The organism is Bradyrhizobium tunisiense (assembly GCF_042263385.1).
Lineage (GTDB): Bacteria > Pseudomonadota > Alphaproteobacteria > Rhizobiales > Xanthobacteraceae > Bradyrhizobium > Bradyrhizobium tunisiense.
Genome location: NZ_JBHLEV010000005.1, coordinates 367,829 through 385,556 on the forward strand (window position 1 = coordinate 367,829; position 17,728 = coordinate 385,556).

Annotated in this window: 13 protein-coding genes and 6 pseudogenes; 11 read left to right on the top strand and 8 right to left on the bottom strand. The window is 58.4% G+C overall.

From position 1 onward, the window contains the following. Position 1 precedes the first annotated feature (1 nt). The 6 genes and pseudogenes from tnpC to tnpB all read right to left on the bottom strand — a co-directional run bounded on the left by tnpC (position 2) and on the right by tnpB (position 4,556). Positions 2 to 1,038 (bottom strand): annotated as a pseudogene (tnpC, locus tag ACFDR6_RS24355) (IS66 family transposase). Between the two features lie 99 nt (positions 1,039 to 1,137). Next, positions 1,138 to 1,880: pseudogene (istB, locus tag ACFDR6_RS24360) on the bottom strand (IS21-like element helper ATPase IstB). Positions 1,881 to 1,893: 13 nt separating this feature from the next. Beyond that, positions 1,894 to 3,432: an IS21 family transposase gene (gene istA / locus ACFDR6_RS24365; RefSeq protein ID WP_375859769.1), complete on the bottom strand. Its 1,539-nt coding sequence runs from the start codon at positions 3,430 to 3,432 to the stop codon at positions 1,894 to 1,896. 194 nt (positions 3,433 to 3,626) lie between these two features. Beyond that, a pseudogene (locus ACFDR6_RS36350) lies at positions 3,627 to 3,845 on the bottom strand (IS66 family transposase zinc-finger binding domain-containing protein); the annotation flags it as partial. A 33-nt stretch (positions 3,846 to 3,878) separates the two neighbouring features. Continuing rightward, positions 3,879 to 4,028, bottom strand: a pseudogene (locus tag ACFDR6_RS36355) (transposase domain-containing protein); the annotation flags it as partial. Between the two features lie 211 nt (positions 4,029 to 4,239). After that, positions 4,240 to 4,556: pseudogene (gene tnpB, locus ACFDR6_RS24375) on the bottom strand (IS66 family insertion sequence element accessory protein TnpB). A gap of 182 nt (positions 4,557 to 4,738) precedes the next feature. Here tnpB and ACFDR6_RS36360 point away from each other — a divergent pair. Both ACFDR6_RS36360 and ald read left to right on the top strand, forming a co-directional pair. Further along, positions 4,739 to 4,985: pseudogene (locus ACFDR6_RS36360) on the top strand (IS91 family transposase); the annotation flags it as partial. A 92-nt stretch (positions 4,986 to 5,077) separates the two neighbouring features. After that, positions 5,078 to 6,169 (top strand): alanine dehydrogenase, encoded by a 1,092-nt coding sequence (gene ald / locus ACFDR6_RS24385; RefSeq protein ID WP_375859772.1) that lies wholly within the window; start codon positions 5,078 to 5,080, stop codon positions 6,167 to 6,169. Here ald and ACFDR6_RS24390 read toward each other — a convergent pair. Then, on the bottom strand, positions 6,111 to 6,584 hold the full coding sequence (locus ACFDR6_RS24390; RefSeq protein WP_375859773.1) for an Lrp/AsnC family transcriptional regulator: 474 nt from the start codon (positions 6,582 to 6,584) through the stop codon (positions 6,111 to 6,113). The two genes, ald and ACFDR6_RS24390, sit on opposite strands and share 59 nt — an antisense overlap. A 253-nt stretch (positions 6,585 to 6,837) precedes the next feature. On the opposite strand from ACFDR6_RS24390, the gene ACFDR6_RS24395 reads away from it, so the two are divergent. From ACFDR6_RS24395 to ACFDR6_RS24415, 5 genes are all read left to right on the top strand, one after another. Next, positions 6,838 to 7,026 (top strand): hypothetical protein, encoded by a 189-nt coding sequence (locus tag ACFDR6_RS24395; RefSeq protein ID WP_375859774.1) that lies wholly within the window; start codon positions 6,838 to 6,840, stop codon positions 7,024 to 7,026. After that, entirely contained in the window at positions 7,016 to 8,419 is a 1,404-nt protein-coding gene (locus ACFDR6_RS24400; protein ID WP_375859775.1) for an aspartate aminotransferase family protein, read from the top strand. Before ACFDR6_RS24395 ends, ACFDR6_RS24400 begins: the two co-directional genes overlap by 11 nt. 236 nt (positions 8,420 to 8,655) lie before the next feature. Further along, positions 8,656 to 10,095: an aldehyde dehydrogenase family protein gene (locus ACFDR6_RS24405; RefSeq protein WP_375859776.1), complete on the top strand. Its 1,440-nt coding sequence runs from the start codon at positions 8,656 to 8,658 to the stop codon at positions 10,093 to 10,095. A gap of 187 nt (positions 10,096 to 10,282) precedes the next feature. Beyond that, positions 10,283 to 11,566 (top strand): methylaspartate ammonia-lyase, encoded by a 1,284-nt coding sequence (locus ACFDR6_RS24410; protein WP_375859777.1) that lies wholly within the window; start codon positions 10,283 to 10,285, stop codon positions 11,564 to 11,566. Next, on the top strand, positions 11,563 to 12,741 hold the full coding sequence (locus ACFDR6_RS24415; RefSeq protein WP_375859778.1) for a CaiB/BaiF CoA transferase family protein: 1,179 nt from the start codon (positions 11,563 to 11,565) through the stop codon (positions 12,739 to 12,741). Before ACFDR6_RS24410 ends, ACFDR6_RS24415 begins: the two co-directional genes overlap by 4 nt. Positions 12,742 to 12,948: 207 nt before the next feature. Here the strand turns inward: ACFDR6_RS24415 and ACFDR6_RS24420 are convergent, their stop codons facing one another. Then, positions 12,949 to 13,884 carry a LysR family transcriptional regulator gene (locus ACFDR6_RS24420; RefSeq protein ID WP_375859779.1) on the bottom strand — a complete coding sequence of 312 codons (936 nt, stop codon included), beginning with the start codon at positions 13,882 to 13,884 and terminating at the stop codon, positions 12,949 to 12,951. Positions 13,885 to 13,977: 93 nt separating this feature from the next. Between ACFDR6_RS24420 and ACFDR6_RS24425 the strand changes: the two genes are divergently transcribed. From ACFDR6_RS24425 to ACFDR6_RS24440, 4 genes are all read left to right on the top strand, one after another. Then, positions 13,978 to 15,150 carry a M24 family metallopeptidase gene (locus ACFDR6_RS24425; protein WP_375859780.1) on the top strand — a complete coding sequence of 391 codons (1,173 nt, stop codon included), beginning with the start codon at positions 13,978 to 13,980 and terminating at the stop codon, positions 15,148 to 15,150. A gap of 10 nt (positions 15,151 to 15,160) precedes the next feature. Continuing rightward, the gene (locus tag ACFDR6_RS24430) at positions 15,161 to 15,922 is read left to right on the top strand and encodes an aspartate/glutamate racemase family protein (RefSeq protein ID WP_375859781.1); all 762 of its coding nucleotides are present in this window, start codon (positions 15,161 to 15,163) and stop codon (positions 15,920 to 15,922) included. A gap of 74 nt (positions 15,923 to 15,996) precedes the next feature. Beyond that, complete coding sequence (locus ACFDR6_RS24435) at positions 15,997 to 16,698, top strand: ABC transporter permease (RefSeq protein WP_375859782.1); 702 nt, start codon at positions 15,997 to 15,999, stop codon at positions 16,696 to 16,698. A gap of 33 nt (positions 16,699 to 16,731) precedes the next feature. Further along, positions 16,732 to 17,724, top strand: a complete 993-nt coding sequence (locus ACFDR6_RS24440) for an ABC transporter substrate-binding protein (protein ID WP_375859783.1) — start codon at positions 16,732 to 16,734, stop codon at positions 17,722 to 17,724. Positions 17,725 to 17,728 lie beyond the last annotated feature (4 nt).

Below are 17,728 nucleotides of genomic sequence, written 5' to 3' on the forward strand. Positions count from 1 at the left end.
CTCATGCCCGGCGAAGAGGGCATTTGTTTCTGGTCAGGCAGACTGGCCGGATGGCGTTCTCGACTGGGTTCGTGTCGAGCTCGAGGTGCCCGTCTTCGAGGAAGCGAGTCAGCCCCTGCCAGTGATTGAGCGCGTAGCGGATGTCCTCGGCGAGCGTCGAACCGCTGGAGATCATCGACAGCTGTTTCTCGAACCAAAGCTTTAACGCGGCGACTAACTGCAGCGAGTGCTCTCTGCGCGCGGCCAGCCGGATGTCCGGCGATGCACTGCGTACCATGGCTTCGATGGCGTAAAGCTGTGCGATGTGCCGAACGGCGGCCTCGGCGATCGGCGATTTGCTGTTACGGGCCAATTTGACGAAGCGCCGGCGCAAATGGCTCCAGCAATGCACGAGCGTCCACGGCGCTTGCGGTCGAGCGACTTCGGTCAGCCGGTCATAACCATCATAGGCATCGCATTGCAGGAAGCGTCCGCAAAAGCCATCCAGGAACTGCTCCGCAAAGGCACCGCTGCGACCGGGGCATATCGGAACAGAACGATCGGCGGACTTGGGCCGCTGTGGCCGCGGTCGTCGGAGACGATCGCCCAGAAGTAGCCCTTCTTCGTTTGGCCTCGCCCGGGATCGAGCACCGGCGCCGTGGTTGCGTCCATGAACAGACGATCCGCCATGGCCAGGCGGCGGCGCATGTGGTCCGCGATGTGGTGAAGATGGAAGCAGGCGCGCCCGGGCCAGTTGCCCAATGTCGCCCGATCAAGCCGGATGCCCTGGCGCGCATAGATCTCGGCCTGACAGTAGAACGGCGTATGGTCGCCAAACTTGGCAACGATCACGTGCACAATGGTCGCTTCGGTCGGCAGCCCGCTGGGCACGATGCGGATTCCAGGGATGGCGATCAGGTGTTCCAGGCGATGGTGATCACGGATTCCAGTGATCGCGATCAGTTCGGAGGCGAACACGACTGACGGCCTTATGTGTGCTGGAAATGGTCTCCTGGTCAAGGCTGGCGGGTTGGTACAAAGATCGTTCCGGCGGTCCATGGGAGGGCCCCGTGCGCGGCGCGGAGTGCCCGCACGAGCGACGGAGCGACGCGCGCGGGAGGGGCCTGTGGGCCGGCGGGGCGATCGTGCGCGAGGTGCTCACGGCTTTTTCTTTTCGCCGGCTTGACGCCGCAGACTGTCACCCTTGAGCTCGATGCGATGAGCATTGTGAAGATGCGATCCAATATCGCATCGCCGAGGGTGGGATCGGCAATGACATCATGCCATTGCGACACGGGCACCTGACTCGTGATCAACAACGATCCCTTGTCGTAGCGATCGTCGACGATCTCAAGCAGATCACGGCGCTGGTTGGCGGTGAGCGGTTCGGGTCCCCAGTCGTCGAGGATGAGGAGATTGACGCGATCGAGCGCGGTGATCAGGCGCGCCAGACGGCCTTCGCCGCGCGCCTGGGCGAGATCAGCGAACGGGCGGGATGCCCGCTTGTAGAGGACGGAAAAGCCGTCGCGGCAGGCCTTGTTGCCGAGCGCACAGGCAAGCCAGGACTTGCCGGTGCCGGTTGGGCCGACGATGACCAGGTGGTTGGCATCGCGGATCCATTGGCAGGTGCCGAGGTTCTGGAAGAGCGAACGATCGAGACCACGGGCGGTACGATAGTCGACGTTCTCGATGGTGGCGGCTTGACGGAGCTTGGCGCTGGTCAAGCGACGCGTGATGCGACGGTTGTCACGGGCGGTGACCTCGCGATCAACGAGGAGGCCGAGCCAATCGGCGTGCGGCATCCCGGCTGCCTCGGGATTGTTCTGCAGTTCAGTGAGGCCATCGGCCATGGTGGCGAGGCCGAGGGCGCGCAAGCGATCGACGGTAGGGTGAACGAGCATGCTGATCTCCTGATCAATTGTAGTAACTGCGGCCGCGGATGTTGGCGTGGAAGAGAATGGGCGTCTCGTCGGCGGGCTGAGCGGTCCTGTCGGTGCCATTGTTGAGGATGGCAGCGACCGATTTGTACGAACGGGCGTTGAGCAGGAGGGCACGGGCGCAGGCGGCGTCGACGCGTTCCTGGCCATAGCGCTTGACCAGCCCGAGAATACCGATGGCGGAGCGGAAGCCCTGTTCCGGATGCGGTCGCGACCGTAGGATGACGTCGATCAGGGTGTCGACGTCGGGGCCGACCTTGGCGGCTTCGGAACGAATACGCTCATGGGTCCAGTCGCGATAACGGCGATGCGAGCTCGGCATATGCTCGGCAATCGTCGTCGGGCGATGCGGCAGGGTGCTGCGCAGATGCGACGCCACCCGCTTGCCGCGCAGGAAAATCTCGACGGTCTTTTGGGTGACGCGGGTCTCGACCTCTTGACGCACGAGGTTGTGAGGGACGCTGTAGTAATGCTTGGCGATCTCGATGTGATAATCGAGGGTGACCCGGCAGCGCTTCCACTCGGCATACTGGTGCGGTTCATCCGGCAAGGGGGTGAGCGCCGGATGATCGAGCTCTTGGAAGAGGTCACGCCGACTTCGCCCCCAGCTCCGGAGAGGTCGATCGTTCAGCTCGACGAGGAGCGCGTGGATCGCCTCGTTGAGGGCGGCGAGCGAGAAGAAGCGGCGGTTGCGCAAGCGTGCCAGAATCCATCGCCCGACGATTTGGACCCCGACTTCGACCTTGGCTTTGTCGCGCGGCCGATATGGCCGTGCCGGAACGATGGCGGTGCGGTAATGGCGGGCGAGATCAGCATAGGTCCGGTTGACCATCGGTTCGTGAAAGCAGGCCCTGGTGATGCCGGCCTTCCGATTGTCGCTCACCGTCTGCCGGGCCACGCCGCCGAAATAGGCAAAGGCCAGGACGTGCGAGGCGATCCAGTCCGGTAGGCTCTTGCTGAGGCTGGCCTCGGCATAGGTGTAGTTCGAGGCGCCGAGCAGGGCTACGAAGATCTGCGCGCTGAGCACCTCACCGGTGAGCCCGTCAACCACCTCCATGGTATGGCCGGAATAGTCGACGAACAGCTTCTCGCCGGCGACATGAACCTGGCGCAGGGTTGGCTTGAGACGGCCAGCCCATTCCCTGTAGCGTTCGCAGAACCACGCATAGCTGAAGCTGTCGGAATTGGCGTCGCAATACTCCTCCCACAACAGCATCAGCGTGACGTTCGGGCGCCGCAGCTTGCGATGTACGAGCGCCCAGTCGGGATGCGGACGCTCGTCGCTGGGCCGATAGGAAGGCGGCGGAAACAGGCGGTTCTCGAGCTGGACTTCTTCATCCAGCTCCGTTGGCAACGGCCAGGTCAGGCCGGCGCGGCGGGCTCGGTTGACGTACTTGCTGACCGTGCCCTGGGCCAGACCGAGGCTGCGGGCAATGGCGCGTTGCGACAAGCCGACGCTATACTGCAGGCGTAGAACTTCGCGAATGTGGCGCATGGACGGTCTCTCGGTCGGCATCTCGATCCTCTCAGTTAGGCAAAAGAACAAGCTACCCGGTTGCAGACTGTCAGCGGTGCGCGCCTCCTGGTTGCCCTGATCGCGTTCGCTGGAATTGCGATCACAATCGACTGAAAATGGTGATCACGATGCTCTGGAATGGGTGATCACGATGACCTGGAATCGGTGATCACGATCGGCTGGAACGCGCAGGGCACGACCTGCTCCGGTGCGTGCGCCTGCACGACAGGGCCCGAGCAATGGCGACAGATGTATTTCGGGCGGCGCGTGACCAACACCCGCCATTGCGCCGGGATCACGTCGAGGCGTTTGCTGACGTCCTCGCCGATCTTCGTCATGGCGCCGCAACCGCACGGACAGAGCGTGCTCGCAGGCTCGATGATCCGTTCCACGCGCGGCAAATGGGCAGGCAAGCAGCCGCGATTGCGATGAGAGCCTTGATCCGGCACGCTCCGCGATCGGCCCTTGATCACAGTCTCGGCTCTCTCCTGCGCCGCGTCCAGGATGCCTTGCGCGATCTCCACGTCTTCCAGCGGCAAGTGATACTGATCTGGCCGCAGCTTCTCGGACTTCGCGCCGAACTTCTCGCGTCGCAATTCGCCGAGGATGAACCTCCAGCCGACGCCGCGCTTCCTCCGACGCCGCCAGCGCCCCCTGATGCTCGCTCAAGGCCGCCTGCGTTTGCGCCAAAAGCGCTTTCAGTTGTTCATATTCGTCGCGCAGTGCCGCGATGCTCATGCGCTATTTCGAGCACATCGCCGCCGCGCGTGCCACGTTCAAAATAGCTTCCGAGTCATTCTGCCGCAGTTATCCAGCCGCCTGGGGACGCCGCGCTTCTTCCGGGCGGACCAACCTCCAATCCAGTCCCTCGAACAAGGCTGCGAACATCGCCGGCGATATGCGCATCACGTCGTCTGCGATCGTTGGCCAAACGAACTTGCAACCTCCGAGACGCTTGTGCACCAATACCAGGCCCGTTCGATCCCAGACCAGAAGGCTGCGCCACTGAACGGGTCGAGACGAAGCATCTCCTGCACCTTCGCCGCAAGCCCATCGTGGCCACAGCGGAAGTCGATCGGCCGCGTCGCGATGTAAATCTTCAGATCGGCACCGGCCGCGATCATCGTGACGCTCGCACTGCGCGGATCACCCGGGACAGCTGCTCGCCATCTATGGCTGTGTCCGTCCTCAGCACGACATCGCCGATCGCGATCTCAAGCTTGATCGCCGGAACGTGACGCTCCTCCAACGCGATTTCCACGACCAGCGGTGCGAATGTCGACTGCGATGCCTCGCACAGTCCAGTTTCCATCGCATCCGCCACTACGGCCTGTTCGCCAAAAGCGCGTGCGCTAACAATATCGCACGCGCGCTGGAGCGGCTCACCGTTGCAAACCTGAACCCAGCCTGCCGCGGCCGCCGTCGATCCCAGCAAACCGACTTGTCCATATTCCGGCGGTCGCATGATCATCATCGAGTTCTTCGCGCGCGGTGCAACGCCACGGCATCGGCCAACAGCTCCAGCGAGCGTGATCAGGACGACAACCTCATAACTGCTTCACGATCCAGCGGCCTGCGTCGCAAAGCTGCACCGCTCTTTTCGTTTAAGGAAGTGCCCAAACTAAGGAGAAGCGAATGAAGGTCGGTGTTTCCAAGGAATGAATACCGCGGGCCTGACCCGTGGGCCGTCAGCGCAGGCCACAGCGTGCTGGTTGAGACCACGGCTGGCGCTGGCATCGGCGCAACAGACGGCCAGGACCGCAAGGCTGGCGCGACGATTCTGGGGTCGACTCACGATGTATTCGCATCGAGCGAGATGATCGTAAAGGTCAAGGAGCCGCAGCCCTCGGAATGGACCCAGCTGCGAGAGAACCAGATCCTCTTCACATATCTGCATCTGGCGCCGGACCCGGAGCAGGCTAAGGGCCTCATAAAGTCCGGATGTACCGCGATTGCCTACGAGACCGTGACTGGTCCGGCTGGCGGGCTTCCGCTGCTTGCGCCAATGAGCGAGGTTGCGGGCAGGCTTGCGATCGAAGCAGCCGGGGCGGCGCTGAGGCGCTCCTCAGGCGGGCGGGGGCTGTTGATCGGCGGCGTGCCCGGTGTGCAGCCGGCCCGCATCGTTGTGATCGGAGGCGGGGTTGTTGGTGCGCATGCCGCACGGATGGCGGCGGGACTGGGTGCCGAGGTCACGATCCTCGATCGTTCGATTCCCCGGCTTCGCGAACTGGACGAACTATTCGAGGGGCGCGTTCGCACCAGGTTCTCGACCATAGACGCCGTTGAGGAGGAAATATTTGCAGCGGACGTAGTCATTGGGGCGGTGCTCGTTCCCGGCGCCAGCGCGCCGAAGCTGGTCAGTCGCGGCATGTTGAGCTCGATGCGCAAAGGCTCCGTCATCGTGGACGTCGCTATCGATCAGGGCGGATGCTTCGCGACCTCGCGTCCGACGACTCACGCGGATCCGACTTACGAGGTGGACGGCGTCATCCATTGTTGCGTCGCCAATATGCCCGGAGCTGTCCCGCTCACCTCAAGCCAGGCATTGAACAACGCCACGCTGCCATTTGGTTTGGCTCTCGCCAACAAGGGGTTTGCAGCCGTGCTCGAAAATCCGCATCTGCGCGCAGGCCTGGACGTTCATCGAGGCCGGCAAACTGGCGTAACGCAGGAGTCACTCAGTCCTCGGGAGACTCGATCGGGATTGCAAGCCCCACCTTTACGCGATCCACTATAACCATCGTCTTGAAGCCCTTGATGTTCGGATTCTCATAGAAGAACCGACGCGTGAATTGCTCATAATCGTCCATGGTGCGCGCGGTAACATACAGGACAAAGTCAGCATCGCCGGTGACATAAAATCCATTGACGACTTCAGCCGATGATTTAATCGCCTTCTTGAACCGGTCAATTATATCTGTGCGCTCCCGCTCGAGGCTAACAAGCACGAGCATCTGAAGAGGTCTTCCAACCGCTTTCGGCGAAACGATCGAGACGTCGGCCTCGATGATGCCATCTGAACGGAGACGCTTCAGACGTCGTTGACACGCCGTAGCAGAAAGCCCCGCCATCTCACCGATCACCTCGGAAGTTAGGCGGTTGTTCTTTTGCACGATCTCGAGGATGCGGGCGTCTGTTCGATCATACTGCATAACGGCTCCAGCCTTGGGATGATTCGCCGCGTCAAATGCCTGTGCGATGCAGGAAATCCTCCAAACGACAGGAGATACGACGCAAATATGTATCTAACATCAGTATCCTGAATAGATAGGCATTTCAACAAAAGGCGGCGCCGGATCTTCAGATGATCTTTCAACGTATTCCGCAGCTGGTGCCGATCGCTAAAGCGGAGGCGTTCGGCAAGTTAGCAACGGCTTTGCTTTCGATGATGAGAAGGAAAGCTTGGTGACCCTTGATGATTGGAATCGTTGGCCGGTCTGCGTCCGTGCTGGAGACTCGGGCGAGTTAATGCTGCTCGTAGCGTCGCTTGATTTTGAAGGCCTCAAGCGCAGCCGTGCCGATAATCCTGAATCCGAACAGATCCGCTTTGCGGACCTAGCAGCCTCGAAGAAAGTGGTGAAAAATGGCCATTAATATCAAAGAAATCAGCGAAAAGGATAAAAACAGCGTTCTGCATCCTTTCACGCAGCTCAAGGATTTTGCGACGGGCAAACTTGGCGAGCCGGTAATCATCGAGACTGGCAAGGGCATTCGCATTCAGGATGCGAGCGGCAACCAATTCATCGACGGGTTCGCTGGCATGTACTGCGTCAATGTTGGTTATGGGCGAAGCGAAGTAGCGGAAGCGATCTCGCGCCAAGCCTATCGTCTCGCGTACTACCACTGCTACGCTGCGCACACCACAGACGAGCTTGCGATTCTCTCCGATCGTCTAGTCAAGATGGCGCCCGGAAAAATGAGTAAAGTCTTCTATGGCATGTCGGGCTCAGATGCCAACGAGACGCAGGCAAAGCTCGTCTGGTACTACAACAATCTCCGCGGTAAGCCGAACAAGAAGAAGATCATCGCTCGCGAACGCGGCTATCACGGCTGCAGCGTTCTTTCCGGTTCCATGACCGGTATGAGCTTTTACCACGACTATATGGACCTCCCGCTGCCTCAAATTGCGCGAACCGGCGCTCCGCATCACTACTGGGGAGCCAACCCAGAGGAAACCGAACGCGAATTCTCCGCTCGTCGCGCCGCTGAGCTCGACCAGCTCATATCGCGTCTCGGGCCGGATAACGTGGGTGCGTTTATTGCCGAGCCGGTGCTTGGCACCGGCGGAATCACACCGCCTCCGGAGGGGTACTGGCAAGCGATCCAGGCTGTGCTCAAGAAGCATGACGTGCTGCTGATTGCCGACGAGGTAATCACCGGCTTCGGCCGCACGGGCTCCATGTTCGGTTCGCAGCACTACGGAATTGAGCCTGATCTGATCACGGTCGCCAAAGGGTTGACTTCAGGTTACTTCCCGTTGTCGGCCTCGATCGTGGGGGAGAAGGTCTATAAGGTCTTCGAAGACGGTGCAGATAAGGTTGGCGCATTTTCGCACGGCTACACCTATTCGGGGCATCCGATCGGCGCCGCCACGGCGAATGCTGTTCTCGACATTGTGGAGCAGGAGGATCTTCCTGGTAATGCCCGAAAAGTCGGCGCTTACTTCCAAGCTCAGCTCAAGGAGAAGTTCGCGCAATTGCCGATCGTTGGCGAAGTGCGCGGTGTTGGCCTAATGGGTGCAATCGAGTTCGTCGCGGATCGCGACAGCAAGAAGCGATTCGATCCGTCTCTCAAGGTTGGCGCTCGCATTTCCAAGGCCGCGCGCGATAGGGGTCTGATCGCTCGCCCCATGCCGCATGGTGACATCTTGGGCTTTGCCCCGCCGCTCGTGACCACCAAGGCCGATGTCGATGAGATCGTATCTATTGCCGAGGTTGCCGTCCGCTCAGTTATGGACGAACTCGTCCGCGGCGGCGAAAAAATGTAAAAGACGGCGGCCGCAGATAGTTCGGCCGCCATTTCCTCGCGCTTAACGGAGGATGGTGGACGCGCTGTTTTGCGCGCACATAGACGTTTGAAGTGATGGCGCTGCTCGGTTCCGCGTGACCTGACTGAATATGATGGTGATCCGGTATCGGGACAATCACTTAGCTCTGGTCGGGCCCGGCTCGGCCAGCGAATCGAAACATAGCATGACCCGAACGGAAGAGCGGCAATACAAGAATGTCCGACAGCATAAACTACAAACTCTTCATCAACGGGAAGTGGCGCTCGGGTGGAGAGAACGCGGATCTGCCCGTTATCAATCCGGCCACCGAGAAGGAATTCGGCCGCGTCGCTGTCGCCTCGACTTCAGATCTCGATGATTGTCTGAGATCCGCGCAAGCTAGCCTGGTGCCTTGGGCCAACACCTCGGCCGAGGAACGTGGTGCGCTTCTCATTCGCGCCGCACGGATTCTCAAAGGAAAAATCGAGGTGGCGGCGGCAGCACTTTCGAGGGAACAGGGCAAGACCCTGACCGAAGCGAAGGGCGAGTACGCTCGTGCGGTGGAAATGATTGAGTGGAATGGTGCTCAGGCAGCGAAATTGTGTGCACCATGGCCGATAGACCCAGAAAGGCTAATCTTACCGGAAGCGATCGGCGTCGTTGCCGCATTCACGCCATGGAATTACCCAGCTGTCCTCAACGCTCGAAAACTTGCCGCATCTATCGCCGCCGGCTGCCCTGTAATCCTGAAGGCAGCAGAGGAAACTCCAAGTGCGGGAGCCCATATGATCGAGGCCCTGCAGGAAGCAGGAATCCCGCCGGGCGTTGTGAGTCTGGTCTTCGGAAATCCTGCCACGATCTCTGAATACCTGCTTGGTTCCCCTGTCGTCCGGGCTTTGTCTTTCACGGGCTCTACGCCGGTCGGAAAACGACTCGCCAAGATCGCCGCAAACAATCTTCAGCGCTGCGTCCTTGAGCTCGGCGGTCACTCACCCGTTGTTGTCTTTGAAGACGCAGACCTGACAAAGGCTGTTTCGGCGATATCCGAATATAAGTTCGAGTGCGCTGGTCAAAGCTGCAATGCTCCCAGTCGCATTCTAGTCGCCAGATCAATCTATAAGGAGTTCCTGGAGAGGCTTGTTCAGACGGCAGAAAAAATCAGCGTCGGCGCACCGAATGATCCTGACGTAGACATGGGGCCGATGGCGAGTTCGAGACGCGTCGAAGCCATGCAACGCCTGACTAACGATGCGGTCGATCGCGGAGCGAAAATTGAAACCGGTGGTAAACGCATTGATCGTCGGGGATACTATTGGTCACCGACAATTCTAAGCAACGTTTCCCCCGATTCACAGGTCTTACGTGAAGAGCCGTTCGGACCGATTCTCACTGTCGCTCCATTCAGTACAATCGAAGAAGCGATCGAAGAGGCGAACGCGACGGAGTATGGCCTTGCATCCTACTTCTTCACCGACTCGCCTGAAATTCAGAAGCGCATGATCCGCAGCCTTTCCGCAGGTGCGATTAGCTTGAATCATCTTAAGGGGGTATCTGCGGATGCACCAAACGCCGGGATCAAACAAAGTGGTTATGGTTACGAAGGTGGCGTGGAAGGCGTGAGGGCCTTCCAAAACCTGAAGCTTGTCAATGGGGCTAAGGCGGTGGCTGTCGCCTGAGGGCCCAGCAGCCAATCAAGGACTGTCCAGGCCCCGCATCAGTTGATCAAGTAAAAAAGCGTGGCCGAGTGGCCAGTTGATCAGCCGCTCCTTGGCAGAAGTCGCTCGCAGAAAGCAGAGCTTACCGGCGTCAAGCCCGCCGCGGGACAACGGCCGTCGAAATGAAACCAGTTGGATTGAGCGCGCAATGAAAATCTATCCTAGTCTAAAAGATGTTATTCTAGCGCCCGGTAATGGAAGCTTCTTCTACGACGATCAATCTGCAATACGGGCGGGGGCGGCTCAGGATGGCTTTCGTTACTTGGGGACTCCGGTGACGCCCGGCTTCACTAGTATCCGCATGCCAGCGCGTTCGCTCAGCATCGGCCTCGTCTTGTCGGACGATGTGGTCGTGTGGGGCGACATGATGAACGTACAATACTCCGGCGCAGGCGGCCGTGATCCGGTGTTTCAGCTCGAGGCGATTAAAGCCCTCACGAAAACCGTCGTGATCCCGCGACTTCTTGCGGCTGACGTTTCTCAGTTTATTGGTGCTTGCGAGCACGTGCTTGCGTACCATGAGGATAAGCGGCTACCGCTCGCCATCGAATATGGAGTGAGCCAGGCGTTGCTGCGCGCCGCTGCGCACATTGCCCGGACCACGATGGTCGAGGTTATCTGCTCCGAATACCACTTGCCACTGCCGGATAAACCAGTTCCGATGTATGCTCAGAGTGGGGATTCAAGAGAAATCAACGTTGACAAGATGATCCTCAAGTCTGTTGATGTGCTTCCGCATGGACTGATCAATTCGCGTGAAAAATTCGGTCCCTCCGGCGAAAGGTTTCGTGAGTTCGTCAAATGGGTCGCAAAACGTACAAAGGAAATCGGCGAGCCAGGTTATCATCCAATTCTGCACTTCGATGTCTACGGTTGGATCGGACTCGAGATTGGTATGGACGCAGAAGAAATTGCTGATTTCATCGCGCGAGTTGCGGACGATGTTCCAGGCTATCGACTGCATATTGAATGCCCAGCCGATTTTGGCTCAACCTCAGCTCAGCTAGAGGGATACGCCAAGATCGTCGCGAGCCTCGACAGGCGCGGCACAGAAGCGCGAGTTGTAGTTGATGAGCAATGCAATACGCTCGATGACGTCCGCCTCTTTGCGAACGCGAAAGCGGCGCATCTAGTTCAGATCAAGATGCCTGACGTCGGTTCCATAGCTGATTCTGCGAGAGCCGTGTTGGCCTGCAAGGAAAGTGGCGTTGGTGCGTACGTCGGGGGGAGTTGCACCGAAACGGACTTGTCGGCGCGGGCAGCGGTCAATATTGCAGTCGCTACTCAGGCTGACATGATTCTCGCCAAGCCGGGCATGGGCGTAGATGAAGGTCTGTCAATTGTGGGCAATGAGCAGAATAGACTTCTTTGCATTCTCAATTACAGACGCCGCCAAGGGTCACGGCCCAATGCCAGAGCGACGTCCGCATGACAAAGGCCCTCGAAGGTATTACTGTCATTGCCGTCGAGCAGGCAGTTGCGGCGCCTTATGCTTCCTCCAGGCTTGCGGATGCTGGTGCCCGTGTCATCAAAGTCGAACGCCCTGAGGGCGACTTCGCGCGAAATTACGATAAACTCGTCAATGGTCAGAGCGCGTATTTTGTTTGGTTGAATCGTGGAAAAGAATCGATTTGTCTCGACCTGACCATCGAGGAAGACCGAGCGGTTCTCGATGCTATGATCGCTGTGGCAGATGTTTTCATTCAAAACCTAAAGCCTGGAAGCATATCAAAGCTTGGCTTTGGTTCAGCCGAACTTCGAAAGCGCTTTCCTCGCCTGATAACCTGTGACATCTCTGGTTTTGGCGATGGCGGTGCGCTTTCAAATCTCAAAGCGTACGACCTGATTGTGCAAGGTGAGACCGGGCTTTGCGCCATCACTGGCACTTCTCATGGCCCCGCGCGCGTCGGCGTCTCTGTGTGCGACATTGCAGCCGGTATGACAGCTCTCAGCGCGATTCTGCAGGCGGTGCTCCTGCGGCAGTGCACGGGCAAAGGAACGAGTGTTCAGATATCGCTGTTCGATGCCATTGCGGACTGGATGAATGTTCCCGTCCTTCAGTTCGATTACAGCGCATACCAGACCGCGCGAGCGGGAGTTACTCACCCGTCTCTAGCCCCGTATGGAGCGTACCGCTGCGCAGACGGCAAAGATGTCATCTTCTCCGTTCAAAACGACCGTGAATGGATCAACTTCTGCGCCAAATTCCTCAACCGACCAGAATTAAGCAGACAGCCCGGTTTTGCCGATAACATGGAGCGAATCGGCAACCGGGCTGCCCTGGATGAAATCGTTAACAGTCACTTCTCGCAAATCTCGAGTGAGGTCGCCATGACAGCGCTGGAGGCGGCCGGTCTCGCATACGGACGGCTCAACCAGATCGAGGATGTATCCAAACATCCACATCTACGACGGATACCGGTCTCTACGCCGGCAGGGGAGGTTCATGTGATCGCGCCGGGCGCAATCTTTCCCGAAGAGGAAGTCGACGAATTCCGATCTGTCCCTGCTTGCGGAGCCGACTCTGAGAGGTTGCGCAGCGAGTTTGGGAATGGGCGAGCGGCTGGCAAATCCAAACGACAGCAGCTGTTGCACCCACCGTCCTAGCATGAGGCTACGGCGCGTCGCACATAGTCGTAGCTGATCCGCAATAGAACGCGTAATTGCCGCAAGGGGAAGACGCACCGGCGTGGAGCTGCGCGATCTGCAGACCAGGCGGAGCGGTGGATTGCGGAACGCAGTGATTGCACAGGCGCATCTGCGGACAGAAGGAATCGGGTACTGAATGTTGCCAAAATGCCGCCAGCGCCGCAGCTAGGCGCTGTTGACCGTTCCTCTTACAAAATGAGTGGACGCCGCAGCCGTGTTCATCTGTTGCCTTAGTTCCTCGGCAAATTGCAAGGCCAGCTGCGATGGCGGACGAAAGCTGGAGTTCAGCAGCGCGACGCGTTGAGGTACGAGCGGTCTAAACCGAACTAGCACGCATCGATCATCGCGGACGACACAACTGGGCCAGGGATCGATCAGTGCGATGCAGCGTCCAGAACTAGCAGCCGCGAATGCCACAGCCGAGCTATTTGCCTCCATTGCCACTTGCATCTTGATTCTAGCTGCTTCGAAGCACTCCCGCAGCAAATAACTCGCCGGCGCGCCGACGTACGTAATTATGAGCGGGTGGCCTTCGAGATCGCGTGGAGTCAGGAATTCATATCTCTCAAAGACATGCCCGCGATGAACTGCCGCAACGATCTCGCTTTCGCCGATTATCTCAGTGTCCAGGTCGCGATCCTCTACGGGCCCGTGCAATAACCCAAGGTCCACCTGGTGATGGGCCGCCGCCTTTATCACCTCGGCGCGGGATCCCGTCACCACTCTCAGTTTCACATGCGGTGCTTTCAGTTGCAGAGCCACGGCTGCTTGAACAACAACGGATGTCGCCAACGTCGGGATCACAGCGATCGAGACTTCCCCTGCTTGTCCGCAACGGAACTCTTTGACCCGATCCTCGAAAGCAGTCACGTGCGTGAAAAGGCGGGTCGCTTCGTCGTAGAGTCGAGTGGCGTCTTCCGTCGGGATCAGCCGTCGCCGCTCACGCCCGAACAATACCAAACCCACATCCTGCTCTAGCTCAACAAGGGCTTTGCTTACTGCGGGTTGCGTGACTCCGAGCTTCATCGAGGCGGCCGTTACGCTGCGCGTCTCGAATACAACCCTGAACACTTCCAGTAATCTTAAGTTGAGGCGTCTCATGACCAATCGGTTATGTAGTCCGCAGAACTATTCATTAGACAGGATATGCGGGACGCGCAACTCTTGGGTACGAATTCAACGAGAAGGACTAACATGCTGCTGTTCGAGAGATCGGAATATTTGGCACGCGTCGCCCGGGTGAAAAAAGCGATGACGCAGCGTGGCATCGATCTTTTGTTAGTAGCTTCGCCGGCAAACCAATTCTGGCTGACGGGCTACGACGGATGGTCATTCTATACCCCCCAGATGGTGGTGGTCAGCCAGCGCCAAGAAGAGCCGATTTGGATCGGCCGTGGTATGGATGCCGTCGGGGCCAAGTTTACGGCGTTTCTCGCAGCCAAGAACGTCGTGCCCTATCCCGATAAATACGTCGGCTCGCCAGAACTTCATCCAATTCAGTTTGTCAGCGAGGAGCTGCAGCGTCGCAGCTGGGATCGCGGCAGAGTCGGTGTTGAAACCGATGACTACTATTACACAGCCAAATGGGACGCGATCCTAAAGAAGAATCTTCCGAATGCCGAATTCGTCGACGCGTTCTTGCTAGTCAATCGCTGCAGGATGGCAAAATCTGCGCGCGAGCTTGAGTACATGCGCCAAGCGGGGCGCATTGCTGCTGCGGCCCAGCGGGCCGCATTTGATGCGGCGCAACCCGGAGTCCGCCAATGCGACGTAATGGCTGAAGTCTACCGCGTTACCACGGCGGGACTGCCTGAGTTTGGTGGAACGTTTCCTTGCAAGCCTCCCAATGCCATGGTGGGAGAATATTGTACCGCGCCTCACTTGTCGTGGACTGATGCGCCCTTAGTCAGAAACGACCTATTCTACATCGAACTCGGTGGCGTAAGGCATCGTTATCACTCGCCTCTTTCCCGATGCATTTACCTTGGCAAGCCGACTGAGCGGATGATGTTTACCGCCAAGGTGATCGCAGAGGGCCTGAATGCCGTCCTCGAGAAGGTCCGGCCTGGTGTCGTATGTGAAGAACTTGCCGCCGCGTGGAAGCAGGTAATCTCACGATACGGCGTCGAGAAGGAAAGCCGAATTGGCTACCCTGTGGGCATTGGTTACCCCCCAACTTGGGGAGAGCTCACCGCCAGTATCCGTGCAGGCGATCGCACTGAACTAGAGCCAAACATGACCTTCCACTGCATTCCGGCCATTTGGACCGAGGACTTTGGTGTCGTGATCTCAGAGACCTTCGCTGTGACGGATCGCGGTGCCGATGTCTTCGCCGAATATCCCCGCGAACTCCTGTACAAAAGCTGAGGAGCTTGTGATGGAAAGCGGTTTGCTCAAAGGAGGGCATAACGTCTATGGTCATCGGATTGGGATTTTGATGATCGAAGGCCGCTTTCCGCGGCCGCCTGGTGCGATCGGGAACGCGTCATCGTTCCCCTTTCCGGTGATGCACCACGTCGTAAAAGGATGTTCGGGTAACCGAACCGTGCGCGATCTTGCAGCCCTCGATCCTGAAAGCGACGAGTTCCGTAAGGCAATAGCGCCTTGGGTCGACGGCGCTCGGTACCTCGAGGATCAGGGCTGCCAGGCGATTACGACGTCATGCGGCTTTGCCATTCTGTTTCAGAAGCACTTGCTAGAGGCGGTCAACATCCCAGTCTTCTCCTCATCGCTCATGTTGGTCCCATTCGTCGCGGCTACCTTAAGAAAGGGACGTCGCGTCGGAGTAATTACTGCCGACGCAGGTAGCCTATCCGCGCGTCATCTTCTCGCGGGGGCTATCGACCCCGCGAGAATCCACTTTGTCGGGATGGATGGCTGCCCTGAGTTTGCAGCAATGGCTTGGGACGACAAGACGACGTTAGACGTTGGTCGCGTGAGCAACGAAGTGGTTACCGTCGCCAAGCAACTGGTTCACGAGGCGGCGGATACAGGAGCTCTCCTCCTGGAATGTTCGTTGCTGCCGCCCTATGCCGCCGCGGTCCAGGCGGCAATCGGCCTACCGGTATTTGATTTCACGCATTTGGTGTCCCTTGTTCATCATGCGTGTGCGCGGACGCCGTTTTCGGGTTTGCTCTAATGCTTAGCCGGATCATATCTACTCTCTACCCCGTCAGTACGCTCGTTGCTCTACTCGCGATTTGGTACGCCGCGGTGAAAATCTTCCACGTTCCACCATATCTCCTGCCTTTGCCGGGTGACGTAATCCAGCGCATGAGGGAAGATTTTTGGTTTCTGCTTCATCATAGCTGGATCACCATTTGTATCACTTTGGGCGGATTTTTGCTGTCGATTGCCTTCGGCGTGCCGCTCGCGATCGCTTTGGTAGCGTCGCGAGTACTTGAGCGTGCGGTCATGCCTTGGCTAATCCTGAGCCAGACGTTTCCAAAGGTCGCTTTGGCACCACTCATCGTGGTTTGGTTCGGCCTAGGGCTGGGGCCGAAGTTCGTGATTACGTTTCTGGTCGCTTTCTTCCCGATTCTGATCTCGACCATCGTTGGCCTGCGAAGCATCGAGCGGGAGATGATTGAGCTCGCGAGTTCTGTTCGCGCGAGCACGCTGCAGATGTTCTTCCATTTTCGGCTCCCAATGGCCCTGCCGAACATCTTCGCCGGCATGAAGGTCTCAATCGCGTTTTCAGTGGTCGGCGCGGTGATTGCCGAATGGGTAGGGACCAATTCAGGACTTGGATATTTGCTACTGCAGGCTAATGCCAATCTGGACACGAGTCTGTTGTTTTCCGTGCTGGTGATGCTGCTGATTGTCGGCGTGGTGCTCTACTACGTAGTCGAATTTATCGAGCAATTAGTCATACCGTGGCACAGCACGATACGTCTACAGAACATGGCTGCGTGATCTTCCCAACGCATCGACACAAGGGTGGAGACAATGAAGAAGATCTCAAGACGGACCGCGGTATTTGGAGCGGGGACATTCGCACTATCGGGGCCATTCGTCAGGCGAGCGAAGGCATCTACGCCGATCAGCTTCAGGCTTGATTGGGCGATCTACGGCTCGCATGCGCCGTTCTACTTCGCGCTCCAGGAGAAGATGTATGAGAAGGCCGGATTAGACGTCGCCATCGGCGAGGGACAGGGCTCGGCCACGGTGGCCAAAATCGTGGGGCAAGGGAATGACCCGGTCGGCTTTCTCGATTTCACCAGCACCATCAGGGCTGTCGAACAGGGTATTCCGCTGGTTGCGATCGGGCGGGTGATTTCGAACGTCATGTGCGTCATCAGTCACGCGGAGGCGCCCATCCGCGCGCCCAAGGAACTCGAGGGCAAGGTCGTTGCGTATGGAGCTACCGAAAGCACTGGTCAGATGCTTCCTGCGCTGTTGCAGCGGTCAGATGTCGATGCCAGCAAGATCAACGTGCTCAATCCAGCCACCGGGGCAAAGAATGCGCTGTTTCTACAGGGGCGCGCCGACGCCATTCCCGCCAACGTGAACGTTCAAATCGCCCAACTCGAGGACCAGGGGGCCAAACTCCACCACTTTCTATTTAGCGATTTCGGCGTCGAAATGATGAACAATGGGATTGTGGCCAACGCCAATTGGGTCCGGCAAAACCACGATGCTGCCAAGGCGTTCGTTCGTACCTCTATGGATGCGTTCATGATGTCCAAGGAGGATCCTGATAAGGCCATCGACATGCTCATCAAGCGGATGCCACAGCAGGCGCGCAACAGAACCGTCCTACGTCGACAGCTCGAGCTGACGTTCCCGTCTCTCGTAACACGCAACACAGTGGGCAAACCGCTTGGCTCTATGGCCGATCAGGATTGGCGTGAGACACAAGACTTATTGCTAAAGTATGGAGGGCTTTCCCGAGCCGTTGAGCTGTCCAAGCTCTACACAAACGAATTGATCGAGAGCTGAGGGC

Excerpts from the sequence above, each read along its gene's own strand:
- ACFDR6_RS24440 (WP_375859783.1), top strand. The coding sequence starts at position 16,732 with ATGAAGAAGATCTCAAGACGGACCGCGGTATTTGGAGCGGGGACATTC.
- ACFDR6_RS24430 (WP_375859781.1), top strand. The coding sequence starts at position 15,161 with ATGGAAAGCGGTTTGCTCAAAGGAGGGCATAACGTCTATGGTCATCGG.
- ACFDR6_RS24425 (WP_375859780.1), top strand. The coding sequence starts at position 13,978 with ATGCTGCTGTTCGAGAGATCGGAATATTTGGCACGCGTCGCCCGGGTG.
- ACFDR6_RS24400 (WP_375859775.1), top strand. The coding sequence starts at position 7,016 with ATGGCCATTAATATCAAAGAAATCAGCGAAAAGGATAAAAACAGCGTT.
- ACFDR6_RS24390 (WP_375859773.1), bottom strand. The coding sequence starts at position 6,584 with ATGCAGTATGATCGAACAGACGCCCGCATCCTCGAGATCGTGCAAAAG.
- ACFDR6_RS24415 (WP_375859778.1), top strand. The coding sequence starts at position 11,563 with ATGACAAAGGCCCTCGAAGGTATTACTGTCATTGCCGTCGAGCAGGCA.
- ACFDR6_RS24405 (WP_375859776.1), top strand. The coding sequence starts at position 8,656 with ATGTCCGACAGCATAAACTACAAACTCTTCATCAACGGGAAGTGGCGC.
- istA (WP_375859769.1), bottom strand. The coding sequence starts at position 3,432 with ATGCCGACCGAGAGACCGTCCATGCGCCACATTCGCGAAGTTCTACGC.
- ACFDR6_RS24420 (WP_375859779.1), bottom strand. The coding sequence starts at position 13,884 with ATGAGACGCCTCAACTTAAGATTACTGGAAGTGTTCAGGGTTGTATTC.
- ACFDR6_RS24410 (WP_375859777.1), top strand. The coding sequence starts at position 10,283 with ATGAAAATCTATCCTAGTCTAAAAGATGTTATTCTAGCGCCCGGTAAT.